We start from the raw sequence: 19,115 nt of genomic DNA on the forward strand, positions 1-19,115 counted from the left end.
ACGCCCTAATCAAACATTATCGATTAGGGCGAAAATTTATGGTGGCGAAACCAGTAGGATGTTAAGAGCTTTTTCACTCAAAACTGTTATTTAACTATAGTTAAGTTTTGTAATTCAGCCAGTTTTCATCACTCTTTTTTTAAGAAGCGCTTAAACTGAACCTGCGCTTCGTCAGACAGTAAACGATCCTTAAAAATGCGGCCTTCGCGCATGAGTGCCATTTGGATATCATCTATTGTGCGGCACTTCAGTAAATCTTTAGACAACATCACTGCTTCGGTTGGTAACTTGGTTAACCGTTCAGCATAATTCATGGCTAGATTTAATGCTTCTTTGGGCTCACACAAGTGATTGACCATTCCCAATTGATAAGCCATTTCTGCATTGATCGGTTCACCGAACATCAACATTTCAAATGCTCTCTGATGGCCAACAATACGGGGTAATAAAAAGCTTGAAGCGGCTTCAGGCACTAAGCCCAGCTGAACAAACGGAAACACAAATTGGGTATTCCGAGCAGTAAACACCATGTCACAATGCAACATCATGGTGGCTCCCACCCCAACAGCCCAACCTTCCACACAACCAATCAGGGGCTTTTTGTAAGAGGTTAAAGTCTGTAAAAATGACATAATAGAGGCCATTTTCTCTGGAACATGAGCAATTTCAACAAAATCATGAATATCATTACCAGCAGAAAAATCCGGGCCTGTACCAGTAATAACGGTCACTTTAATGGTGTTATCCAACTCCGCTCGATGTAGCGCATCACTTAAAGCTTGATACATATCGACAGTAATGGCGTTTTTCTTTTCTGGACGATTTAACGACAGGATTTGGATGCCATGTTCAACCTGCTCACTGATATGATCCGACATTGCTATCTCCATCTATTATGATGCTGCCGACAAAGTTTAATCACCACCGCACACACTCGCAGCAGTGACCGGATTTCTTAATAGTTTTAAATGAGTTTAGCCCAAAAAATGCCGTTACTAACAGCCACACAACTAATTTGCTTCGGGATTACGCAAAGCGCGACGCAGAATTTTACCCACATTGGTTTTCGGTAACTCTTGACGTACTTCGTACTGCTTGGGCACTTTATAAGCAGCTAAGTTTTCCCTACAGAAGCTGTGCATAGCATCCTGATCCAATGTAGCGCCGTCTTTCAGCACTAGAAATGCTTTTACCGCTTCTCCCGTTTTCTCATCGTCAACACCAATCGCTGCTGCCTCTAAGACATCAGGATGCTGCGTGATCACATCTTCTACTTCTGTTGGATAAACGTTAAAACCTGACACGATGATTAAGTCCTTAGCACGATCAACAATCGTCAAATAGCCATCCGACTGTTGTGTAGCAACATCGCCTGTGATTAAAAAGCCATCTGGTGTCATCACATCTTGGGTCGCCTGTTCGCGTAACCAATAGCCCCGCATTACTTGTGGACCTTTTACGCATAACATGCCCGGTTCTCCGCCCTGAACTCTATCTCCATTATCGTCGATAATCTTAACGTCGGTACATTCAACGGCGAGGCCTATCGTACCGATCTGTTCTCGGCCAATAGGGTTAAATGCAACCACTGGCGATGTTTCCGTCAACCCATAGCCTTCGGATACCGTACACCCCGTCACCTCTTTCCAGCGATCAGCCGCAGCATGAGTGAGAGGCATACCACCAGAAGCCGTTAGTTTTAGCGCTGAAAAATCAACCTCTTTAAAGTCGTCCCGATTACATAATCCAGAAAATAAAGTATTTAAACCAATAAAACCGGTAAAGCGCCAATTCTTAAGCTCTTTCACAAACGCGGGTAAATCCCTCGGATTAGGAATCAAAATCGAATGGGCGCCGTATTCGACTAACGTCATGGCATGAATTAAGAATGCATAGATATGGTAAAGAGGGAGTGGCGCGATGAAGGTTTCTTGCCCCTCTTTAAGCAAATAATCCAGTCGATTTTTCAGCTGGTGCATATTTGCAATAAGATTTGCATGGGTCAGCATGGCTCCCTTTGCGACTCCAGTTGTACCACCGGTGTATTGCAAAACGGCAAGATCCGTTCGCTTCAAATCAGCAATTTCAGGACGATACTTTGCGCCTAACGCTAACGCATCATTCAGTCTTATTGCCTGAGACAACGAATAGGCGGGGACCATCTTTTTCACATACTTAACGACTGAGTTGATCAATAAACGTTTAATAGGACTGTGAAAGTCCGCGATTTCAGTCACAATAACGTGTTTAATCGCCGTTTTAGGTAAAATTTTCTCAACGTTAGCAGCCATGTTGGCGAACACGACAACGGCTTTTACACCCGCATCATTAAACTGATGCTCCAGCTCATGTGGAGTATACAGTGGGTTCGTATTTACAACGACCAAGCCTGCTTGCATTGCCCCAAAAACTACTACTGGAAATTGAATAACATTTGGTAGCTGTACAGCGATGCGATCCCCCGGCCTTAGATCGGTATGACGCTGTAAGTAGGTAGTGAAAGCGTCTACTTTTTGTTTCAGCTCGCCATAGTGAAGAGTTCGACCAACACTGGTAAAAGCAGGTAAATCTTTAAAGCGTTCACAAGCCTCAGACAGTACATCAACGACCGAGTTAAACCCTTTTGGGTTTAACTGATCAGGAATATAACTACCGGGCTCTTTATCTTGGGGCATGTCTACATCGGTGTTCAGCATAAAGCGTCTCCGTTATTGTCGTTATATGGAGAAGTAAAATATATATACTTTGGGATGCTCATTACTGAGCAAAGTTCATTACGGCACAGGAAATATCTGAGTCAATTTTGTGGCAAGCATAATATCACCATCTGCCCTGATTTTGCCCTGCATAAATGCCTGCATGCCATCAAGTTCGCCAGACATAACCTCGTCTAAAGTATCGGTGTCCATCGACAAGGTCACCGTTGCGTCATCATGCTCACCCTGTTCATAGACTGCTGTGCCTTCATCAATGGTGACAAAGTACGGATCTGCATCATCTAATTCAAACTGAAATATAGCATTTAAGCCAGAAGCGGCGTCACTATCAAAGCGCGTTAACATGGTGTCAAAGATCTCTTTTGCATTACTCATCATTGTCTCCCTATTACTATTACTTTTTGGTCATTATTAACGTAAAAAGAACTGATCTTCTTCCATTGCCATCAAGCTACTTGAACCCGCCAATATCATTTCAGCATGTGCCTTGGTGCGTGGCAGAATACGCTCAAAGTAGAAATTAGCCGTTTGTAGCTTGGCTTTGTAAAATGCTTCTTCATCTGTCCCTTGCGTAAGCTTATCTTGGGCTGTCTTCGCCATACGAGCCCAGAAATACGCTAAAGTAACGTAACCTGAATACATACAATAATCGACTGACGCCGCACCAACCTCATCACGATTTTTCATCGCTTTCATGCCCACTTTCAGTGTTATCTCGCCCCACTCTTTATTCAAAGCCGCCAGAGGTTTTACTAAATGCTTGATGCCCTTATCACTGTCATTCGCTTTACAGAATTTATGAATAATTTTAGTAAACGCTTTAAGCGTATCGCCCTGAGTCATCAGAACTTTACGGCCGAGTAGATCCAATGCTTGAATACCTGTTGTACCTTCATACAGCATGGCAATACGACAGTCTCGTACGTTTTGCTCCATGCCCCAGTCGGCAATATAGCCATGCCCACCAAATATTTGTAACCCGTGGTTAGCAGATTCAAAACCGGTTTCAGTAAGAAAGGCTTTGGCTATTGGCGTCAATAATGACAACTGCGTCTCGGCTTGATCTTTTTCTTCCTGAGACCCTGCCTTCACGGTATCGACCAGCATTGAGCAGTAATGAATTAACGCACGACCGCCTTCAGAAAACGCCTTTTGCGTCAGTAGCATTCGACGAACATCAGGGTGAACAATGATTGGGTCAGCTGATTTTTCAGGCGCTTTAGGCCCTGTTAAGGAACGCATTTGCAAACGATCTTTAGCGTACGCTAAAGAGTTTTGGTAAGCCCATTCCGCATGCGCTAAACCTTGCAGTGCTGTGCCTAAGCGAGCGGTGTTCATAAAGGTAAACATACAGTTAAGACCTTTATGAGGCGGGCCAATCAAGAAACCTTTAGCATCATCGAAGTTCATTACACAGGTCGCATTGCCATGGATCCCCATCTTATGTTCGATGGAACCACAGCTGACGGTATTACGCGTGCCGATTTCACCAGCATCAGTCACATTAAACTTTGGAACGATGAATAGCGAAATGCCTTTGGTACCTGCTGGAGCGTCTGGTAGACGAGCCAGTACGATATGGATGATATTGCCTGCCATATCATGCTCACCAGCTGAGATGAAGATCTTCGTGCCAGACAGGCTGTAACTGCCATCGTCGTTTGGCATTGCTTTGGTTTTAAGCATGCCCAAATCTGTACCACAATGCGGCTCGGTCAAACACATAGTGCCGGTCCACTCACCAGTAACCAGTTTCGTTAGGTAGGCTTGTTTTTGCTCTTCGGTACCGTGCTGCTCAAGGGTGTTCATGGCGCCATGACTTAATCCAGGATACATGCTCCATGCCCAGTTAGCCGTTGAGACAAACTCTGACACCATCATGCCCAGCGACTCAGGCAATCCTTGACCGCCAACTTCAACATCATGAGAGAGTGATGGCCAGCCGCTTTCTACGTATTGCTGATACGCCTCTTTAAATCCATCTGGAGTGGTTACTTCGCCATTCTCAAATCGGCATCCTTGTTGATCACCAATTTGGTTCAGAGGGGCTAACACGCGCTCTGAGAACTTCGCCCCCTCTTCAATAATGGCATTGACCATATCAGGTGTTGCTTCCTCTGCACCCGCTAGCGCGGCGTAATGCTGATGAATCCCCAATACTTCGTCAGTGATAAATTTCAGATCACGCAATGGCGCTTTGTAGTCAGGCATGGTACTCACCTCAATATTATTTTTATAAAAAAAGATTGTTTAACAACATGCCCTTAAGCGTTGTCGAAAAGCGTTCTTCTCTCAATAACATATCGAAGCAAGTTAAATAACAAAAACGCGCCAGTGACATTCTATGCCATGTCACGTGCCAGAAAAATAAAGCCTTTAAAACGTCTTAGAAGAGGATTTTATGAAGCACATTTAAATGTTTTTCATAACCATCAGTTATCGAAAAAATACATTCAAATCTTGAGGTTAGCACCTCATCGGTTGCTCTTCTCTGCATTTCTGTTTGGGTCATATTGATCTGTTCAAATTGATCATCAACACGAATAATACCTTTGAAGCGCCAAAAGTTAGAGGCTTCAGATAAATACGCCAAAAACTGTTCAAACCGCTCAGACGTGATAAACCAATTCGAATCTGCAACCCAACCAATACTGGCCATATCCAGATCTCGTTTTTGATAACACATTACTCCAGCACTAGGTTGGCTAGTAACGACATCGTGGTCGTGGTCGTGGTCGTGGTCGTGGTCGTGGTCGTGGTCGTGGTCGTGGTCGTGGTCGTGGTCGTGGTCGTGGTCGTGGTCGTGGTCGTGGTGACTATGCTGCTGCGCCCTAGCCACATCCAACCATGATTGATCAAAACGACCATGCTCGCTCAAGGCAATGACTGACTTGGCGGGTTCAAATTGCTTAGCAAACTGTAAAAAACGTAACTCATCATCGCTGCTGTACAGATCGGCTTTACTGGCAATAAGTATGTCTGCATCATCAATCTGATCAAAAAAGGCTGGCTGCCCCAAATAACGTGGATCAGACAAATTGCGCACATCCATTAAGCAAATCGTCCCACAAACCTCTAAGACACCATAATAAGGCTTGGAACAGAGCTGCTCTACAATTTGATGAGGATGACCAATACCGGTTGGTTCAATCAATATGCGGTCAGGTTTAGCCGTTTTAATTAGCTCATTCAGCCCCACACTGAATGCGGCGGACGAAACACAGCATAAACATCCACCAGGGACTTGTTTGATGGCAATATCGCCGACTTTAAGCAACTCACCATCGATGCCTACTTCACCAAATTCGTTGACTAACACGGCCCAACGTTCTCCCTCAGGCACTTGTTCTAACAACTGTTTAATCAAGGTCGTTTTACCTGACCCAAGAAAGCCAGTGATGACATTTACCTTGATACCTTTGTACTGCATAGTAAAACCTTAAACTGTAGTAAGAAAATGGAACGGGGCATCTCGAAAGAGGTTATTTGGGACGAACAGAGTCTGTAATGTTGTCTTCATTTACTTCGGTGACGTTGCTAAGTGCTTCAATCTGACTTTTCGCATCATCGACAATGGTATCGTATATTTTCAGAACCTTTGGATCAAAACCTGGCGTGTCTTCTGCCTTCATTTTAACAAACAGCATTTGATTCAAAAGATTATTTAAAACGTGATGCGTAGACGCTACCATCGCACGATAGATTTTTAATTTTTCGCTGTTTAACTGATTCGTTTTACTACGACGAACCAAGTCAATGACGAAAAACACCATGAAAATCAATGCAGGAATGATCAGCTCATCTATTTCAAGGTGCTCTAACTCATTAAGCCAAAAGATCAATTTTTCAAATAATTCCACGTCTAACAGAACGGTGAGTAAAAAAACGACACCCGCAAGGATTGCTCCTAATACGGTATATTTATACTGTTTCATAATGTGCCTTTGCCAAACTAATCAATTAATAACTGACGCAGCTCTCTCTCTGTCTCAGGACGTATAACGCGAGCCACTTCTTTACCTCTGCGAACTAAAATAAGAGTTGGCCATAGCTTCACCTGAAACTGACGCCCTAAGCGCTTGCCTTTGCCATCTAACACCTTGACATGGGCAACATCTGTAAAGTCATTCATAACTGGCTCTAAAACCTTTTGAGCACGTTTACAGTGACCACACCAAGGCGTACCAAACTCAAGCAGAACGTCTTCCTCGATCGCTTCTAATTCCGACAGTTCAATCATTTCATCACTGTGAGTTGCGTTAAAGCCCATTACAATATTCATAATGCGTTACCTATGGCTAATTAAGCAGTTATAACACTAAGATGGCTGTATTCAGTTTAATACAAAGTACAAATATTTTCGGCACTAGAAACAAAAAAGCCACGCATATGCGTGGCTTTTTGAGATTACGAAGCGAACTATTACGCTACGAACTCACCATGTGGGTCCATAACGAATTTCTTCGCAGCGCCGCCATCAAAGTCAGCGTAACCTTGAGGAGCTTGATCAAGAGAGATCATTTGTACATTTACAGCGTCAGCAATCTTAACTTTATCGAAAAGAATCGCTTGCATTAGGGCACGGTGGTACTTCATTACTGGACACTGACCAGTGTGAAGAGAGTGAGACTTAGCCCAACCCAAACCGAAGCGCATGCTTAGTGCACCTACTTTCGCTTCTTCGTCTTCTGCACCTGGATCATCAGTCACGTAAAGACCTGGGATACCAATTTGGCCACCCGCACGAGTGATTGTCATTGCAGAGTTAAGTACTGTCGCTGGTGCTTCTTTACCAGCGTTACAGCCACAACCGTGTGCTTCAAAACCTACACAGTCAACAAATGCATCAACTTCACGCTCACCTAGAATGACTTCTAGTTTGTCTTCCATGTCGCCTTCTTCACGTAGGTCTATTGTTTCACAACCAAAGCTACGCGCTTGAGCTAGACGATCTTCGATCATGTCACCAACGATGACACACGCTGCACCTAGAAGCTGAGCAGAAACCGCTGCTGCTAGACCTACTGGGCCTGCACCTGCGATGTATACAGTAGAACCTGGGCCAACACCTGCTGTTACACAGCCGTGGAAACCAGTAGGGAAGATATCAGACAATAGTGTAAGGTCTTGGATCTTCTCTTTTGCTTGGTCAGCATCAGGGAATTTCAATAGGTTGAAGTCTGCGTAAGGAACCATTACGTAGTCAGACTGACCACCGACCCAGCCGCCCATATCTACGTAACCGTAAGCAGCACCAGCGCGGTCACCGTTTACATTAAGACAGATACCAGTCATGCCAGCTTTACAGTTGCGGCAACGACCACAAGCGATGTTAAATGGTACAGATACGATGTCACCTACGTTTAGGAATTCAACATCGCCACCTTTTTCAAGGACAATACCCGTGATTTCGTGGCCAAGAACCAAACCTTCTTGAGCAGTAGTACGACCACGAACCATGTGCTGGTCACTACCACAAATGTTAGTTGTAAGAACTTTCAGGATAACACCGTGGTTACATTTACGATCACCAAGCGCTAGCTCTGGGAAAGGGATAGACTCTACAGCGACTTTGCCTGGGCCTTTGTATACGACGCCACGGTTAGACGGTTGAGACATAAAGTACTCCTTAACTGAATGTGGTTATTATTCTATGAATTGCACCAGAGAAAGTAGCCCTATGACCGAAAAAACAGATGCCGAATACCGCCGTTAAGCTGCGCATTTACGACATCTGTATCTTTTTTGACCACTTTCGTCCCAATAGACTAGCTAAAACTCTTATTGATCGCCACTAATTCGGCTTCCAACAGCAGAGTTTTGCCCACGGTACTTAGCATTATCACGTTTATTGTAGGGACGATCTGCTGGGCCAGACATGGTTTCAAAATTGATCGCACCAATGGTCATACCAGGTCGCAACGCAATAGGTAATTTACCACCATTGAGGAATTCTAGAACGATACCACCACTCCAGCCTGGATCAATCCGGTGCGCAGTAACATGAACCATTAGCCCTAATCGCGCCAAAGAAGAACGGCCATCTAACCAACCTACTAAGTGATCAGGTAAAGTGACCGATTCCATTGTCACTCCCAACGCCAACTCACCAGGATGAATAAAGAAAGGTTTGTCTGCATCGACAATAATTTCTTCACTCATTACCGACTCAATAGCGGCATTTAAATCTGCTTTTGGGCCACTTAGATCTAAGAAAGGCGCAGGATGCCCTTGAAATACTCGAAATGAGTTTCCTAGGCGCAAATCACAAGATACACCACTAATAACACTGTTATCAGGGCGGGGCTCAATGGAAATGACACCATCGTCTAGTGCTTGGATAATGTCACGGTCACACAATCGCATGGTTTACCTCAATCATCACTCATGCCAATTGTCGGCATTGAGAACTGTTCAGAACGGGCCGCAAGAGTAGCACCAACCTTGCGCGCAATCGACTGATAAATCATCGCAGTATCAGAATCAGGCTCACTCAACACTGTAGGCTTACCGGCATCAGCCAGCTTGCGAATCGACAAGCTTAGCGGCAATTTCCCCAGCTCTTCTACGCCGTATTCTGCCGCCAACGCTTTACCACCTTCTTCGCCAAAAATTGCTTCTGCATGGCCACAGTTTGAACAAATGTGTGTCGACATATTTTCAACAACACCCAGTACAGGTATATTCACCTTGTTAAACATCTCGATACCACGACGAGCATCCAGCAAAGCAATATCCTGCGGTGTCGTCACCACAACAGAGCCAGCAACAGGTACTTTTTGCGACAGCGTTAGCTGGATATCACCCGTACCCGGTGGCATATCCACGAACAAGTAGTCTAAATTGTCCCACTCAGTTTGCGTTAGAATTTGCATCAACGCGCCCGTTGCCATAGGACCACGCCATGCCATGGGTGTTTCGCTGGTCGTCAGAAACGCCATCGACATGACTTGAAGGCCATGCGCCATAGGCGGTACAAAAAACTTTTCATCGCGCACACCTGGACGGGTATCACCCGCAAAGCCTAACAACAGGCCTTGACTCGGGCCGTAAATGTCCGCATCTAAAATTCCGACTTTTGCGCCTTCACGGGCCATCGCCAATGCTAGGTTTACCGTGGTTGTTGATTTACCAACCCCCCCTTTTCCTGACGCAACGGCAATAATGTTCTTAACACCTTTCATGCTCGCGGCAGCGCCTTGCGTAGACGCAGCTTTTACATCTTGCTGAAGCACCAAGGTCACACTTTGCTCCAACGCCTCTTCAATACGCTGCTGCAACGCATCGCGTTCCGTTTGTGCAGGGTAAGGTAACGTAGCAATAACCGCCAAACCGGATGCATTTTCTTCCACTTGCCAAACATCGCCATAAGGCTTGTTCGTGTTAAGGTCGACTAACGCTGACAGTTGCGCTAACACCTGAGGTGATACAGACATGTTTTCTCCTAGGAATAGACTTTTAAGCGTCTACTTATTCATATGTTCTTTCTATGAAGCCGATTGTGGGGGCAAAATGCGGAAAAGCAAGCCTGATGCTTGCACGTTAAGCACGTCCACTTATAATGTCGCGCTTATATTAGTACATACAATTCGCTCCGTTTAACTTTCAACGACACGGAGCGTCGTTTATTCGCTTACACTTTATTTCCAGCAGGCTTATTCATAATGGCTCAATCGCAACGAAAAATTCTAGTTACCAGTGCCCTTCCCTATGCCAACGGCTCTATTCACTTGGGTCATATGCTGGAGCACATTCAAACTGACATTTGGGTTCGCTTCCAAAAGCTTCGCGGCAATCTATGTACGGCCGTCTGTGCCGACGATGCACACGGCACTGCGATTATGATCAAGGCCGATCAAAATGGCATCACGCCCGAAGAGTTGATTGAAGGCGTGCGCCAAGAACACATGGCCGATTTTAAAGATTTCGGCATTGGCTATGACAATTATTACTCGACTCACTCTCCAGAAAATCGTGAGTTCTCTGAAGCCATCTATAAAGCATGTCGCGATAATGGCAAAATTTCTGTGCGCTCAATTACTCAAGCGTATGACCCAGAAAAAGAAATGTTCTTAGCGGATCGTTTTATTAAAGGCACCTGCCCTAAATGTAAGGCCGAAGATCAGTACGGCGATAACTGTGAAGTCTGTTCTGCAACGTACACGCCGATGGAAATGATCAACCCGCGTTCGGTTTACTCTGGTGCAACACCGGTTGAAAAAGAATCTGAGCATTATTTTTTCAAACTGCCTGAGTACCAAGCCTTCTTACAAAAATGGACGCGCAGCGGCACACTCCAAGACCAAGTCGCGAACAAACTAGCTGAATGGCTGGATTCTGAGCTGCACGAATGGGACATTAGCCGTGACGCACCTTACTTCGGTTTTGAAATTCCTGATGCACCGGGTAAATACTTCTACGTCTGGCTAGATGCGCCGATTGGTTACATGGCGAGCTTCAAAAATCTTTGTGATCGTACTGAAGGCTTAGAATTTGGCGACTACTGGAACAAAGATTCTGACGCAGAGCTATATCACTTCATCGGCAAAGACATCATTAACTTCCACGCTTTGTTCTGGCCTGCAATGTTAGATTGCGCGGGTTACCGAACTCCAACCGCAGTCAATGCGCATGGCTATGTCACCGTTGACGGTGAGAAAATGTCTAAGTCACGTGGCACATTTATCAAAGCACGTACTTACCTGAACCACTTAGACCCTCAATACCTACGCTATTACTTTGCTGCCAAGCTAAACTCTCGTGTTGACGATATCGATCTTAGCCTTGGAGATTTTGTACAACGTGTGAACTCTGATGTGGTTGGCAAAGTCGTAAACATTGCCAGCCGTACGGCCAGCTTTATTAACAAGAAGTTTGATGGCCAACTGCAAGCAGCGCCAGCACAAGAAGCCATGATTCAAGAGTTCATCGATGCGGGTGATCTGATCGCTGATCTTTACGAAACACGTGAATACGGTAAGGCAATGCGTGAAATCATGCGTCTTGCAGACATAGCTAACACCTACATTGCTGATGAAGAGCCTTGGGTAAAAGCGAAAAGCGAAGACACTTTGCCTCAGGTTCAAGAGATCTGTACTGTGTCACTCAATCTATTCGCTATTTTAGCCACCTACCTGAAACCGGTTATGCCAGACATGGTGGCAGATGCCGAAGGTTTCTTAAACAAAGAACTGACATGGGACAATCGTGTCGAGCTTCTTTTCGGCAAAACTGTAAACAAATTCAAAGCTTTGATGCCACGTATTGAAGCGGCACAAATTGATGCAATGATCGAAGAAGGCAAAGAAGAAGCGGCCAAAGAAACACCAGCCGCTGAATCTACGCCAGCTGAAGAAACTGAGCTAAGCAAAGAACCGATCGCAGCAGAAATTAATTTCGATGATTTCGCTAAAGTAGACATGCGTATTGCGAAAATCGCCAAAGCCGAACACGTTGAGAAAGCCAACAAGCTTTTGAAATTGACGTTAGACCTTGGTGGTGAAACGCGCACAGTGTTCTCCGGCATTAAGTCCGCCTACAAACCAGAAGACCTAGAAGGCAAGCTAACGATCATGGTGGCTAACTTAGCACCACGTAAAATGAAATTCGGCTTATCAGAAGGTATGGTTTTAGCGGCAGGACCTGGCGGCGAAGAGATCTATTTGCTTGAACCGCATGATGGAGCTAAGCCCGGCCAACGCGTCATGTAAGTGGCTTGATCATTCAGCACTGATAACACCGCTTACTCACCTGTGGGCGGTGTTATCACGTTAAGTGATTAAAAAAATTTATACTTGCTGAGTGCTATTCATATTCTAAAATAAACTAAATTAGGCAGCGCTTTAGTCTTGTTAGTTATAAGCAGCTTGGTATAGTTATGCTCAGCCGAACTATTTTTAGACGGCTGCTCTTTTTATCCATAAACACCCACTGTATTTATTGGACGCGAGATGACCGAATATCTCTTAATACTCGTCAGTACCATACTGGTAAACAACTTTGTATTGGTACAATTCCTTGGCCTCTGCCCCTTTATGGGCGTTTCTAGTAAGCTAGAAACCTCTATTGGCATGGCCATGGCGACAACGTTCGTGCTGACGCTATCGAGCTTATGCAGTTACCTTACGTTCGAATTTATTCTTGAGCCTTTTGGTCTCGAATATTTGAAAACAATTTCTTTCATTCTGGTAATCGCCGTCGTGGTGCAATTCACAGAAATGGTCGTACACAAAACCAGCCCGCTACTTTATCGCGTACTCGGTATTTTTCTGCCTTTGATTACGACCAACTGTGCTGTATTGGGTGTCGCGCTGCAAAACACCTCGAAACAGAATGGCTTTGTTGAATCGATCCTTTATGGCTTCGGGGCAGCGGTTGGTTTCTCATTTGTATTGGTGCTGTTTTCTGCCATGCGTGAGCGTATTAACGTGGCTGATGTGCCCGTTGTCTTTAAAGGCTCTGCCATCGGTATGATTACCGCAGGCCTAATGGCACTGGCATTTATGGGCTTCACTGGTCTGGTACAAATCTAGGAGCCGCTTATGTTTACTGTATTACTCGCCATCGGCATTCTAGTTGCACTTGCTCTCGTGTTTGGTGCAATCCTTGGCTATGCCAACGTTCGTTTCCATGTGGAAGGGGACCCGATTGTTGACCAAATCGACGCCATTTTGCCACAAACTCAGTGCGGCCAATGTGGTCATCCTGGTTGCCGCCCTTATGCGGAAGCCATCTCTAATGGCGAAGCCATCAACCGTTGCCCTCCGGGTGGCCAAGCGACGGTTCAGGCGTTAGCCGATCTTCTCGATGTGGAAGCAATACCGTTAGATGGCGGTGAAGCAGAAGAGCCTATTAAGAAAGTAGCTGTTATTCGTGAAGACGAATGTATTGGCTGCACAAAATGTATTCAGGCGTGTCCTGTGGACGCTATTCTGGGCGCGGCAAAACAAATGCACACCGTTATTTCAGATGAATGTACGGGCTGTGACCTATGTGTCGAGCCTTGTCCTGTAGATTGTATTGATATGGTTGAAGTTGGCGTGACATCACGTACTTGGTCGTGGGAAAAACCACAAGGTGTGGGCATCGCACCTGCACAAATCATTGCCTCAGATCGTCAAACGGAGGTTACTCACTAATGGCTAAGCAGTCTAATCCTCCCGTATATGCATTTCATGGTGGCATTCATCCACCAGAAAATAAAGCGCAATCACTGGCATTGCCGTTAGGCAAACCAAGCTTGCCAAGTGAGCTTGTTCTGCCTCTTGGTCAACACATCGGTCAAGCATCACGCCCGTTAATCAATGTTGGCGATCGCGTTCAAAAAGGCCAAGCGATTGCCATTAATAATGGCTTCTTATCGAGCTTTCTACACGCCCCTACTTCAGGTCAAATCAGTGCGATTGAATCTCGACCTGTCGCCCATCCATCTGGGCTAAGCGACATGTGTATCATTCTGACGCCAGACCAAGCGGATGAGTGGATTGAGCTGGAGCCTCTTGAAAACTGGCGTGACATTAGCAAAACCGATGTACTTACCTTTTTAGCAGAGAAAGGCATCATCGGCATGGGCGGTGCTGGCTTTCCAACTCAAGTTAAGCTGCAAGGTGCGCACAAGCACCCATTAACCCACTTCATTATTAACGCCGCTGAGTGTGAACCCTACATTACCGCGGACGACATGCTGATCCGTGAGAAAACGCTTGAGCTGATACTTGGCATTGAGATTTTGCAACATTTGGTCGAAGCCAAACATGTTGTTATCGGTATTGAGGACAACAAGCCAACGGCCATTGCCGCCTTAGAAAAGCTTTTAAAAGAGCGCCAAAGCTCTATTCAAGTCGCGGTTGTACCGACCAAATATCCTTCTGGTGGCGAAAAGCAACTGATCCAATTGCTGACTGAAAAAGAAGTACCGAGTGGACAATACCCTGCCGACATCGGCATTTTGTGTCAAAACGTTGGCACCTGTGTGGCCGTTTATGAAGCTATTAAGCATGGCCGCCCTCTTATTTCTCGTTTAACCACGCTCACAGGCGATGCGCTTAAAGCACCGCAAAACGTAGAAGTCTTGCTTGGCACACCGATCAGCCATTTGCTTGACTACGCGGACTTACAAGATAAAAAACTCACTCGCCTTGTCATGGGGGGGCCGATGATGGGCTTTACTCTAGACAGCAGTGACGTTCCTGTTGTCAAAACCACCAACTGCGTTTTGGCGGCAACCAAAAAAGAGCTACCTCAGCCAGCCCCTGAGCAAGCGTGCATCCGATGCGGCATGTGTGAACAAGCGTGTCCAGCTAGCCTGTTGCCACAACAGCTGCTGTGGTTTGCGAAAAGCCAAGAACATGAAAAAGCAGAACACTACAATCTGTTCGACTGTATTGAATGCGGTGCTTGTTCCTACGTCTGCCCTAGCAGCATTCCGTTGGTTCAGTACTACCGTCACAGCAAATCGGAAATCCGTGAAGCACGCGAAGCCGCTGTGAAGTCAGACATTGCGAAGCAACGCTTTGAGGCACGTAAAGCGCGTCAAGAAGCCGAAGCAGCTGAAAAAGAAGCCAAGCGTTTGGCTCGTCAGAGTGCCTCTGCTGCAAAACCTGCCGCGAAAAAGCCTGCTAAGCCAGCGCCAGAAAAACCAACGCCTACTGCGCCCGCGGTAGACGAAGCAGCTAAAAAAGCGAAGATAGATTTAGCCATTACCAAAGCGAAACTGAAAAAATTAGAAAAGGCGTTACTTGAAGCACAAGAAAAAGAGCACATGGAAGAAATCAGTGCACTGCAAACTCAAGTAGACGAAACCAAAAAAGACATTAGTGAACTGGAAACGAAAGTTGCCAGTACTCCTGCTGCACCGACTAAAAAAGCCACGGCTCCTGTAATGAGTGATGAGGCTAAAAAAGCCAAAGTTGATGTCGCTCTCGCCAGCACCAAATTGAAAAAGGCAGAGAAGCAACTTGCAGAAGATCCAGATAACGCCGAACTTAAAGCCAAAGTTTCAGGCTTTTCAGCAGATCTAAAAATCGCCCAAGAAGCCTTTGAAAAACTAGGCGGTAACGACACAAAACCGGCAACAGTAGCGAAACCTGTGCTTAGCGATGAGGCAAAGAAAGCCAAAGTCGATGTCGCGCTTGCGAGCACTAAACTGAAGAAAGTCCAAAAGCAGCTTGCAGAGGATGCCGATAACGAAGAGCTAAAAACCAAAGCGGCCGATTTCGAAAAAGCCTTAAAAGAAGCTGAAGCTCGTTTGTCATCACTCGATAACAGTCCGGTATCTGAAACACCACCGACTAAAAAGCCAGCCATGTCCGATGACTACAAAAAAGCCAAAGTGGATGTTGCGTTGGCCAGCACCAAACTTAAAAAGATTCAAAAGCAATTAGCAGAAGACCCGCAAAACAGTGAGCTTCAAGGTAAAGCGGTTGAATTTGAAAAAACACTCAAAGACGCCGAGGCGCAACTGGCCGCATTAGATGTGCCTGTGACAGCCGAACCTGCCAAAAGTAAAGCTCAAGCCACAGACGAAGATGCGACTCGTAAGCTTAAAATTGATGCAGCGATTGCCAAAGCGTCGCTCAAAAAAGCGGAAAAAGCGCTCTTAAAAGCCAAAGAACTGAACTCTGAAGACACCTCAAGTCTTGAGCAACAAGTTGAAAAAGCCAAAGCTCATGCTGATGAGCTGGAGCAAGCCCTTCAGAATGGCACTGCGAGCGCACAACCCGAAGCCCAAGCAAACGAGCAAAGCGCTGAGTTCAAAGAACGCCTGAAGAAACAAAAAGTGGCCGCGGCACTCGCCAAAGCACAGGTTAATAAACTAAAGCGACTGCTGGCAGCAGACCCTGAGGTTGAATCATTGCAACAGGAGTTAGCGGCTGCTGAAAAAACACAGCAAGACGAAGAAGCTAAACTCGAACAATTAACTAACACGCAAGAGAATCGCTAAATGTCATTATTGCGTATTACATCACCCCATACTCACCGAGCAGGCCGTCGCACATCTTGGGTCATGCAAATGGTGATATTGGCTACCGTACCGGGCTTAATCACACAGACGTATCTATTTGGCTACGGTACTTTGATTAACCTTGTTATTGCCTGCTTGACGGCATTACTCAGCGAAGCCTTTATTTTGAAACTGCGCAATCGCCCAATCGGCTTCTCTCTAAGTGATTGCAGTGCGTTATTAACCGCTGTCCTCTTAGCTCTGGCGCTTCCGCCTACCGTACCTTGGTGGTTAACCGTGACTGCGGTGTCATTCTCGGTGATATTCGCGAAACAAGTTTACGGTGGTTTGGGCAACAACCCATTCAATCCAGCCATGGTGGGCTACGCGATTTGTCTGGTCTCCTTCCCTGTTCCGATGACACAGTGGATTGGCGCTTCTGAGATTATTCAAGCTGGCGCTGTACCAAGCTTTAGCGATAGCTTAGCGGCTATTTTTGGTAGCTTACCAACCATTGATTCATACACGATGGCAACGCCTCTGGACGCTTTTAAGCATAAAGATGGCCTGATGAGCTCCGAAGCCTACGCCTCTATTGCCGGCTTGCAATCTGCAAACCTAGTGAGTTGGATGTACGTCAACTTAGCCTACTTAGCCGGCGGCTTGCTATTGATCTGGCTACGTATTATTACTTGGCACACGCCCGTTGCAATGATCGCTGGACTGGGCTTGATGGCCAATGTTTTCTATGGACTCGATCCCGACAATGCGGCCTCGACGATTTTCCATCTAACGTCTGGTGCAGTGATGCTTGGCGCTTTCTTTATCGCCACAGACCCTGTTAGCTCTTGCACCAGTAACCGCGGTAAATTGGTATACGGTTTAGGCATCGGTATCTTGATTTATGTGATTCGCACATGGGGCGGCTACCCAGACGGTGTTGCGTTTGCAGTATTGTTGATGAACTTTGCGGCGCCACTGATCGATTACTTTACTCAACCACGTGCTTACGGTCATAAAAAAGCCAAAAAAGGCCTAACGATTGGAGGTGAAAAATAATGAACATCTTTACCTCAATTCGCCAAAACAGTGTTGGCTTAGGTCTTTTTGCGGTATTAACGGCAGGTCTGATTGCATTAACACATCAGCTAACCGAGCACACGATTGAAGATAATATTGTTCAAGCACAACTGTCTGCGTTTAATGAAATTTTGCCTGCAGACCGCTACGACAATAACCTTGCCGAAGCACAAGTGCTATTACCTGCTGATCCGTTATTAGGTTCATCTGAACCGGTGCCAGCCTTCATTGCTCGTAAAGATGGACAAGTGACCGCCATTATCTTTGAAACGATCGCACCTGGTGGTTACAACGGGAACTTAGATCTCTTGGTCGCGATCGATCGAAATGGCGTCGTTACGGGATCACGTGTGATCAGCCATAAAGAAACACCAGGACTGGGCGACAAAGTGGATTTACAGAAGTCTCAATGGATCTTATCCTTCGCTGGAAAATCCCTTGAGAACACACCTTTGAAGCAGTGGAATGTCAAGAAAGACGGTGGTACGTTCGACCAGTTTACCGGCGCAACCATCACTCCACGCGCTGTTGTGCGCGCGGTTAAGAATACATTACTTTATTTTAACGAGAACCAAGACGCGCTGTTGTCGCGTTAGGATTTGCTATGAGCGCTCAAGACACACTTGCACCTGATACACCCGTGGAAAATCCCGCGCCAGCGGGGCCTGATTATCAAGAAATCTTGTATAACGGCCTCTGGAAAAACAACCCAGCCCTAGTCCAATTACTGGGTTTATGTCCGCTTCTAGCAGTGACCAGTACGGTTGTTAACGCCATCGGCCTTGGCTTAGCGACTATTGTGGTGTTACTGGGTTCAAACATTGCCGTTTCATTGATCCGTAACTACGTCTCTGAAGCGGTTCGTTTACCTGCCTTCGTGATGATCATTGCCTCGTTTACCACTTGTATTGAGCTAATCATGCAGGCTTATACCTACGAGCTGTACCAAATTCTTGGCATTTTTATTCCTTTGATCGTGACTAACTGTGCCATTCTTGGTCGTGCCGATGCATTTGCGAGCCGTAACCCAGTGTTACCTTCCGCGGTAGATGGCTTAATGATGGGGCTTGGCTTTATGTTTGTGTTGGTTGTCTTAGGCGGTATGCGTGAGCTAATCGGCCAAGCGACCTTATTTAGCGATATGCACTTATTGTTTGGTGACATAGCATTAGGTTGGAAGATTACGTTTTTCAGCGATTACCCAAATGTTCTATTCGCCATCTTGCCGCCAGGTGCCTTTATTGGCCTAGGTCTTCTAATCGCCATAAAGAACTACTATGACGAGAAAGAAAAACAACGCGTTGCCAAGGCACAAGAAGGCCAAGAAAAAGTCTCTCGTCGCGTACGTGTTACCGATTAGTCAGGTCTAGGAGGGG

The 19,115-nt window shown here is 45.9% G+C and carries 17 protein-coding genes; 7 read left to right on the forward strand and 10 right to left on the reverse strand.

Features of this window, described 5'->3' with window-relative positions:
* Nucleotides 1–128: 128 nt before the first annotated feature.
* The 10 genes from ACPUEK_RS15495 to apbC all read right to left on the reverse strand — a co-directional run bounded on the left by ACPUEK_RS15495 (nt 129) and on the right by apbC (nt 10,153).
* On the reverse strand, nt 129–878 hold the full coding sequence (locus tag ACPUEK_RS15495; RefSeq protein WP_067218320.1) for an enoyl-CoA hydratase-related protein: 750 nt from the start codon (nt 876–878) through the stop codon (nt 129–131).
* Nucleotides 879–1,010: 132 nt separating this feature from the next.
* Entirely contained in the window at nt 1,011–2,696 is a 1,686-nt protein-coding gene (locus tag ACPUEK_RS15500; RefSeq protein ID WP_425641354.1) for an AMP-binding protein, read from the reverse strand.
* Between the two features lie 78 nt (nt 2,697–2,774).
* The gene (locus ACPUEK_RS15505) at nt 2,775–3,092 is read right to left on the reverse strand and encodes an SCP2 sterol-binding domain-containing protein (protein ID WP_425641355.1); all 318 of its coding nucleotides are present in this window, start codon (nt 3,090–3,092) and stop codon (nt 2,775–2,777) included.
* A gap of 36 nt (nt 3,093–3,128) precedes the next feature.
* Nucleotides 3,129–4,928, reverse strand: a complete 1,800-nt coding sequence (locus ACPUEK_RS15510; RefSeq protein ID WP_425641356.1) for an acyl-CoA dehydrogenase C-terminal domain-containing protein — start codon at nt 4,926–4,928, stop codon at nt 3,129–3,131.
* A 175-nt stretch (nt 4,929–5,103) separates the two neighbouring features.
* Nucleotides 5,104–6,147 carry a CobW family GTP-binding protein gene (locus tag ACPUEK_RS15515; RefSeq protein WP_425641357.1) on the reverse strand — a complete coding sequence of 348 codons (1,044 nt, stop codon included), beginning with the start codon at nt 6,145–6,147 and terminating at the stop codon, nt 5,104–5,106.
* Between the two features lie 52 nt (nt 6,148–6,199).
* The gene (locus ACPUEK_RS15520) at nt 6,200–6,652 is read right to left on the reverse strand and encodes a hypothetical protein (protein WP_067218306.1); all 453 of its coding nucleotides are present in this window, start codon (nt 6,650–6,652) and stop codon (nt 6,200–6,202) included.
* Between the two features lie 17 nt (nt 6,653–6,669).
* Nucleotides 6,670–6,999, reverse strand: a complete 330-nt coding sequence (locus ACPUEK_RS15525) for a thioredoxin family protein (RefSeq protein WP_156489044.1) — start codon at nt 6,997–6,999, stop codon at nt 6,670–6,672.
* 140 nt (nt 7,000–7,139) lie between these two features.
* Nucleotides 7,140–8,336 carry a formaldehyde dehydrogenase, glutathione-independent gene (gene fdhA / locus ACPUEK_RS15530; protein ID WP_067036609.1) on the reverse strand — a complete coding sequence of 399 codons (1,197 nt, stop codon included), beginning with the start codon at nt 8,334–8,336 and terminating at the stop codon, nt 7,140–7,142.
* 162 nt (nt 8,337–8,498) lie between these two features.
* Nucleotides 8,499–9,083: a dCTP deaminase gene (gene dcd, locus ACPUEK_RS15535; protein WP_067036606.1), complete on the reverse strand. Its 585-nt coding sequence runs from the start codon at nt 9,081–9,083 to the stop codon at nt 8,499–8,501.
* Between the two features lie 8 nt (nt 9,084–9,091).
* Nucleotides 9,092–10,153, reverse strand: a complete 1,062-nt coding sequence (gene apbC / locus ACPUEK_RS15540; RefSeq protein WP_067036603.1) for an iron-sulfur cluster carrier protein ApbC — start codon at nt 10,151–10,153, stop codon at nt 9,092–9,094.
* 228 nt (nt 10,154–10,381) lie between these two features.
* Between apbC and metG the strand changes: the two genes are divergently transcribed.
* The 7 genes from metG (at nt 10,382) to ACPUEK_RS15575 (ending at nt 19,099) form a co-directional block, all read left to right on the forward strand.
* A complete protein-coding gene (gene metG, locus ACPUEK_RS15545) occupies nt 10,382–12,427 on the forward strand; it encodes a methionine--tRNA ligase (protein WP_067218303.1) in 2,046 nt (681 codons plus the stop codon).
* Nucleotides 12,428–12,667: 240 nt separating this feature from the next.
* A complete protein-coding gene (gene rsxA / locus ACPUEK_RS15550) occupies nt 12,668–13,249 on the forward strand; it encodes an electron transport complex subunit RsxA (RefSeq protein WP_055463267.1) in 582 nt (193 codons plus the stop codon).
* A 9-nt stretch (nt 13,250–13,258) separates the two neighbouring features.
* The gene (gene rsxB / locus ACPUEK_RS15555) at nt 13,259–13,855 is read left to right on the forward strand and encodes an electron transport complex subunit RsxB (RefSeq protein ID WP_067036598.1); all 597 of its coding nucleotides are present in this window, start codon (nt 13,259–13,261) and stop codon (nt 13,853–13,855) included.
* Entirely contained in the window at nt 13,855–16,659 is a 2,805-nt protein-coding gene (gene rsxC, locus ACPUEK_RS15560) for an electron transport complex subunit RsxC (RefSeq protein WP_425641359.1), read from the forward strand. The genes rsxB and rsxC overlap by 1 nt, the downstream gene beginning before the upstream one ends.
* Complete coding sequence (rsxD, locus tag ACPUEK_RS15565; RefSeq protein WP_425641361.1) at nt 16,660–17,718, forward strand: electron transport complex subunit RsxD; 1,059 nt, start codon at nt 16,660–16,662, stop codon at nt 17,716–17,718.
* Nucleotides 17,718–18,335 (forward strand): electron transport complex subunit RsxG, encoded by a 618-nt coding sequence (rsxG, locus tag ACPUEK_RS15570; RefSeq protein WP_067218295.1) that lies wholly within the window; start codon nt 17,718–17,720, stop codon nt 18,333–18,335. The genes rsxD and rsxG overlap by 1 nt, the downstream gene beginning before the upstream one ends.
* An 8-nt stretch (nt 18,336–18,343) precedes the next feature.
* A complete protein-coding gene (locus ACPUEK_RS15575; protein ID WP_082866158.1) occupies nt 18,344–19,099 on the forward strand; it encodes an electron transport complex subunit E in 756 nt (251 codons plus the stop codon).
* Nucleotides 19,100–19,115 lie beyond the last annotated feature (16 nt).

Source organism: Marinomonas gallaica, assembly GCF_049821165.1.
GTDB lineage: Bacteria > Pseudomonadota > Gammaproteobacteria > Pseudomonadales > Marinomonadaceae > Marinomonas > Marinomonas gallaica.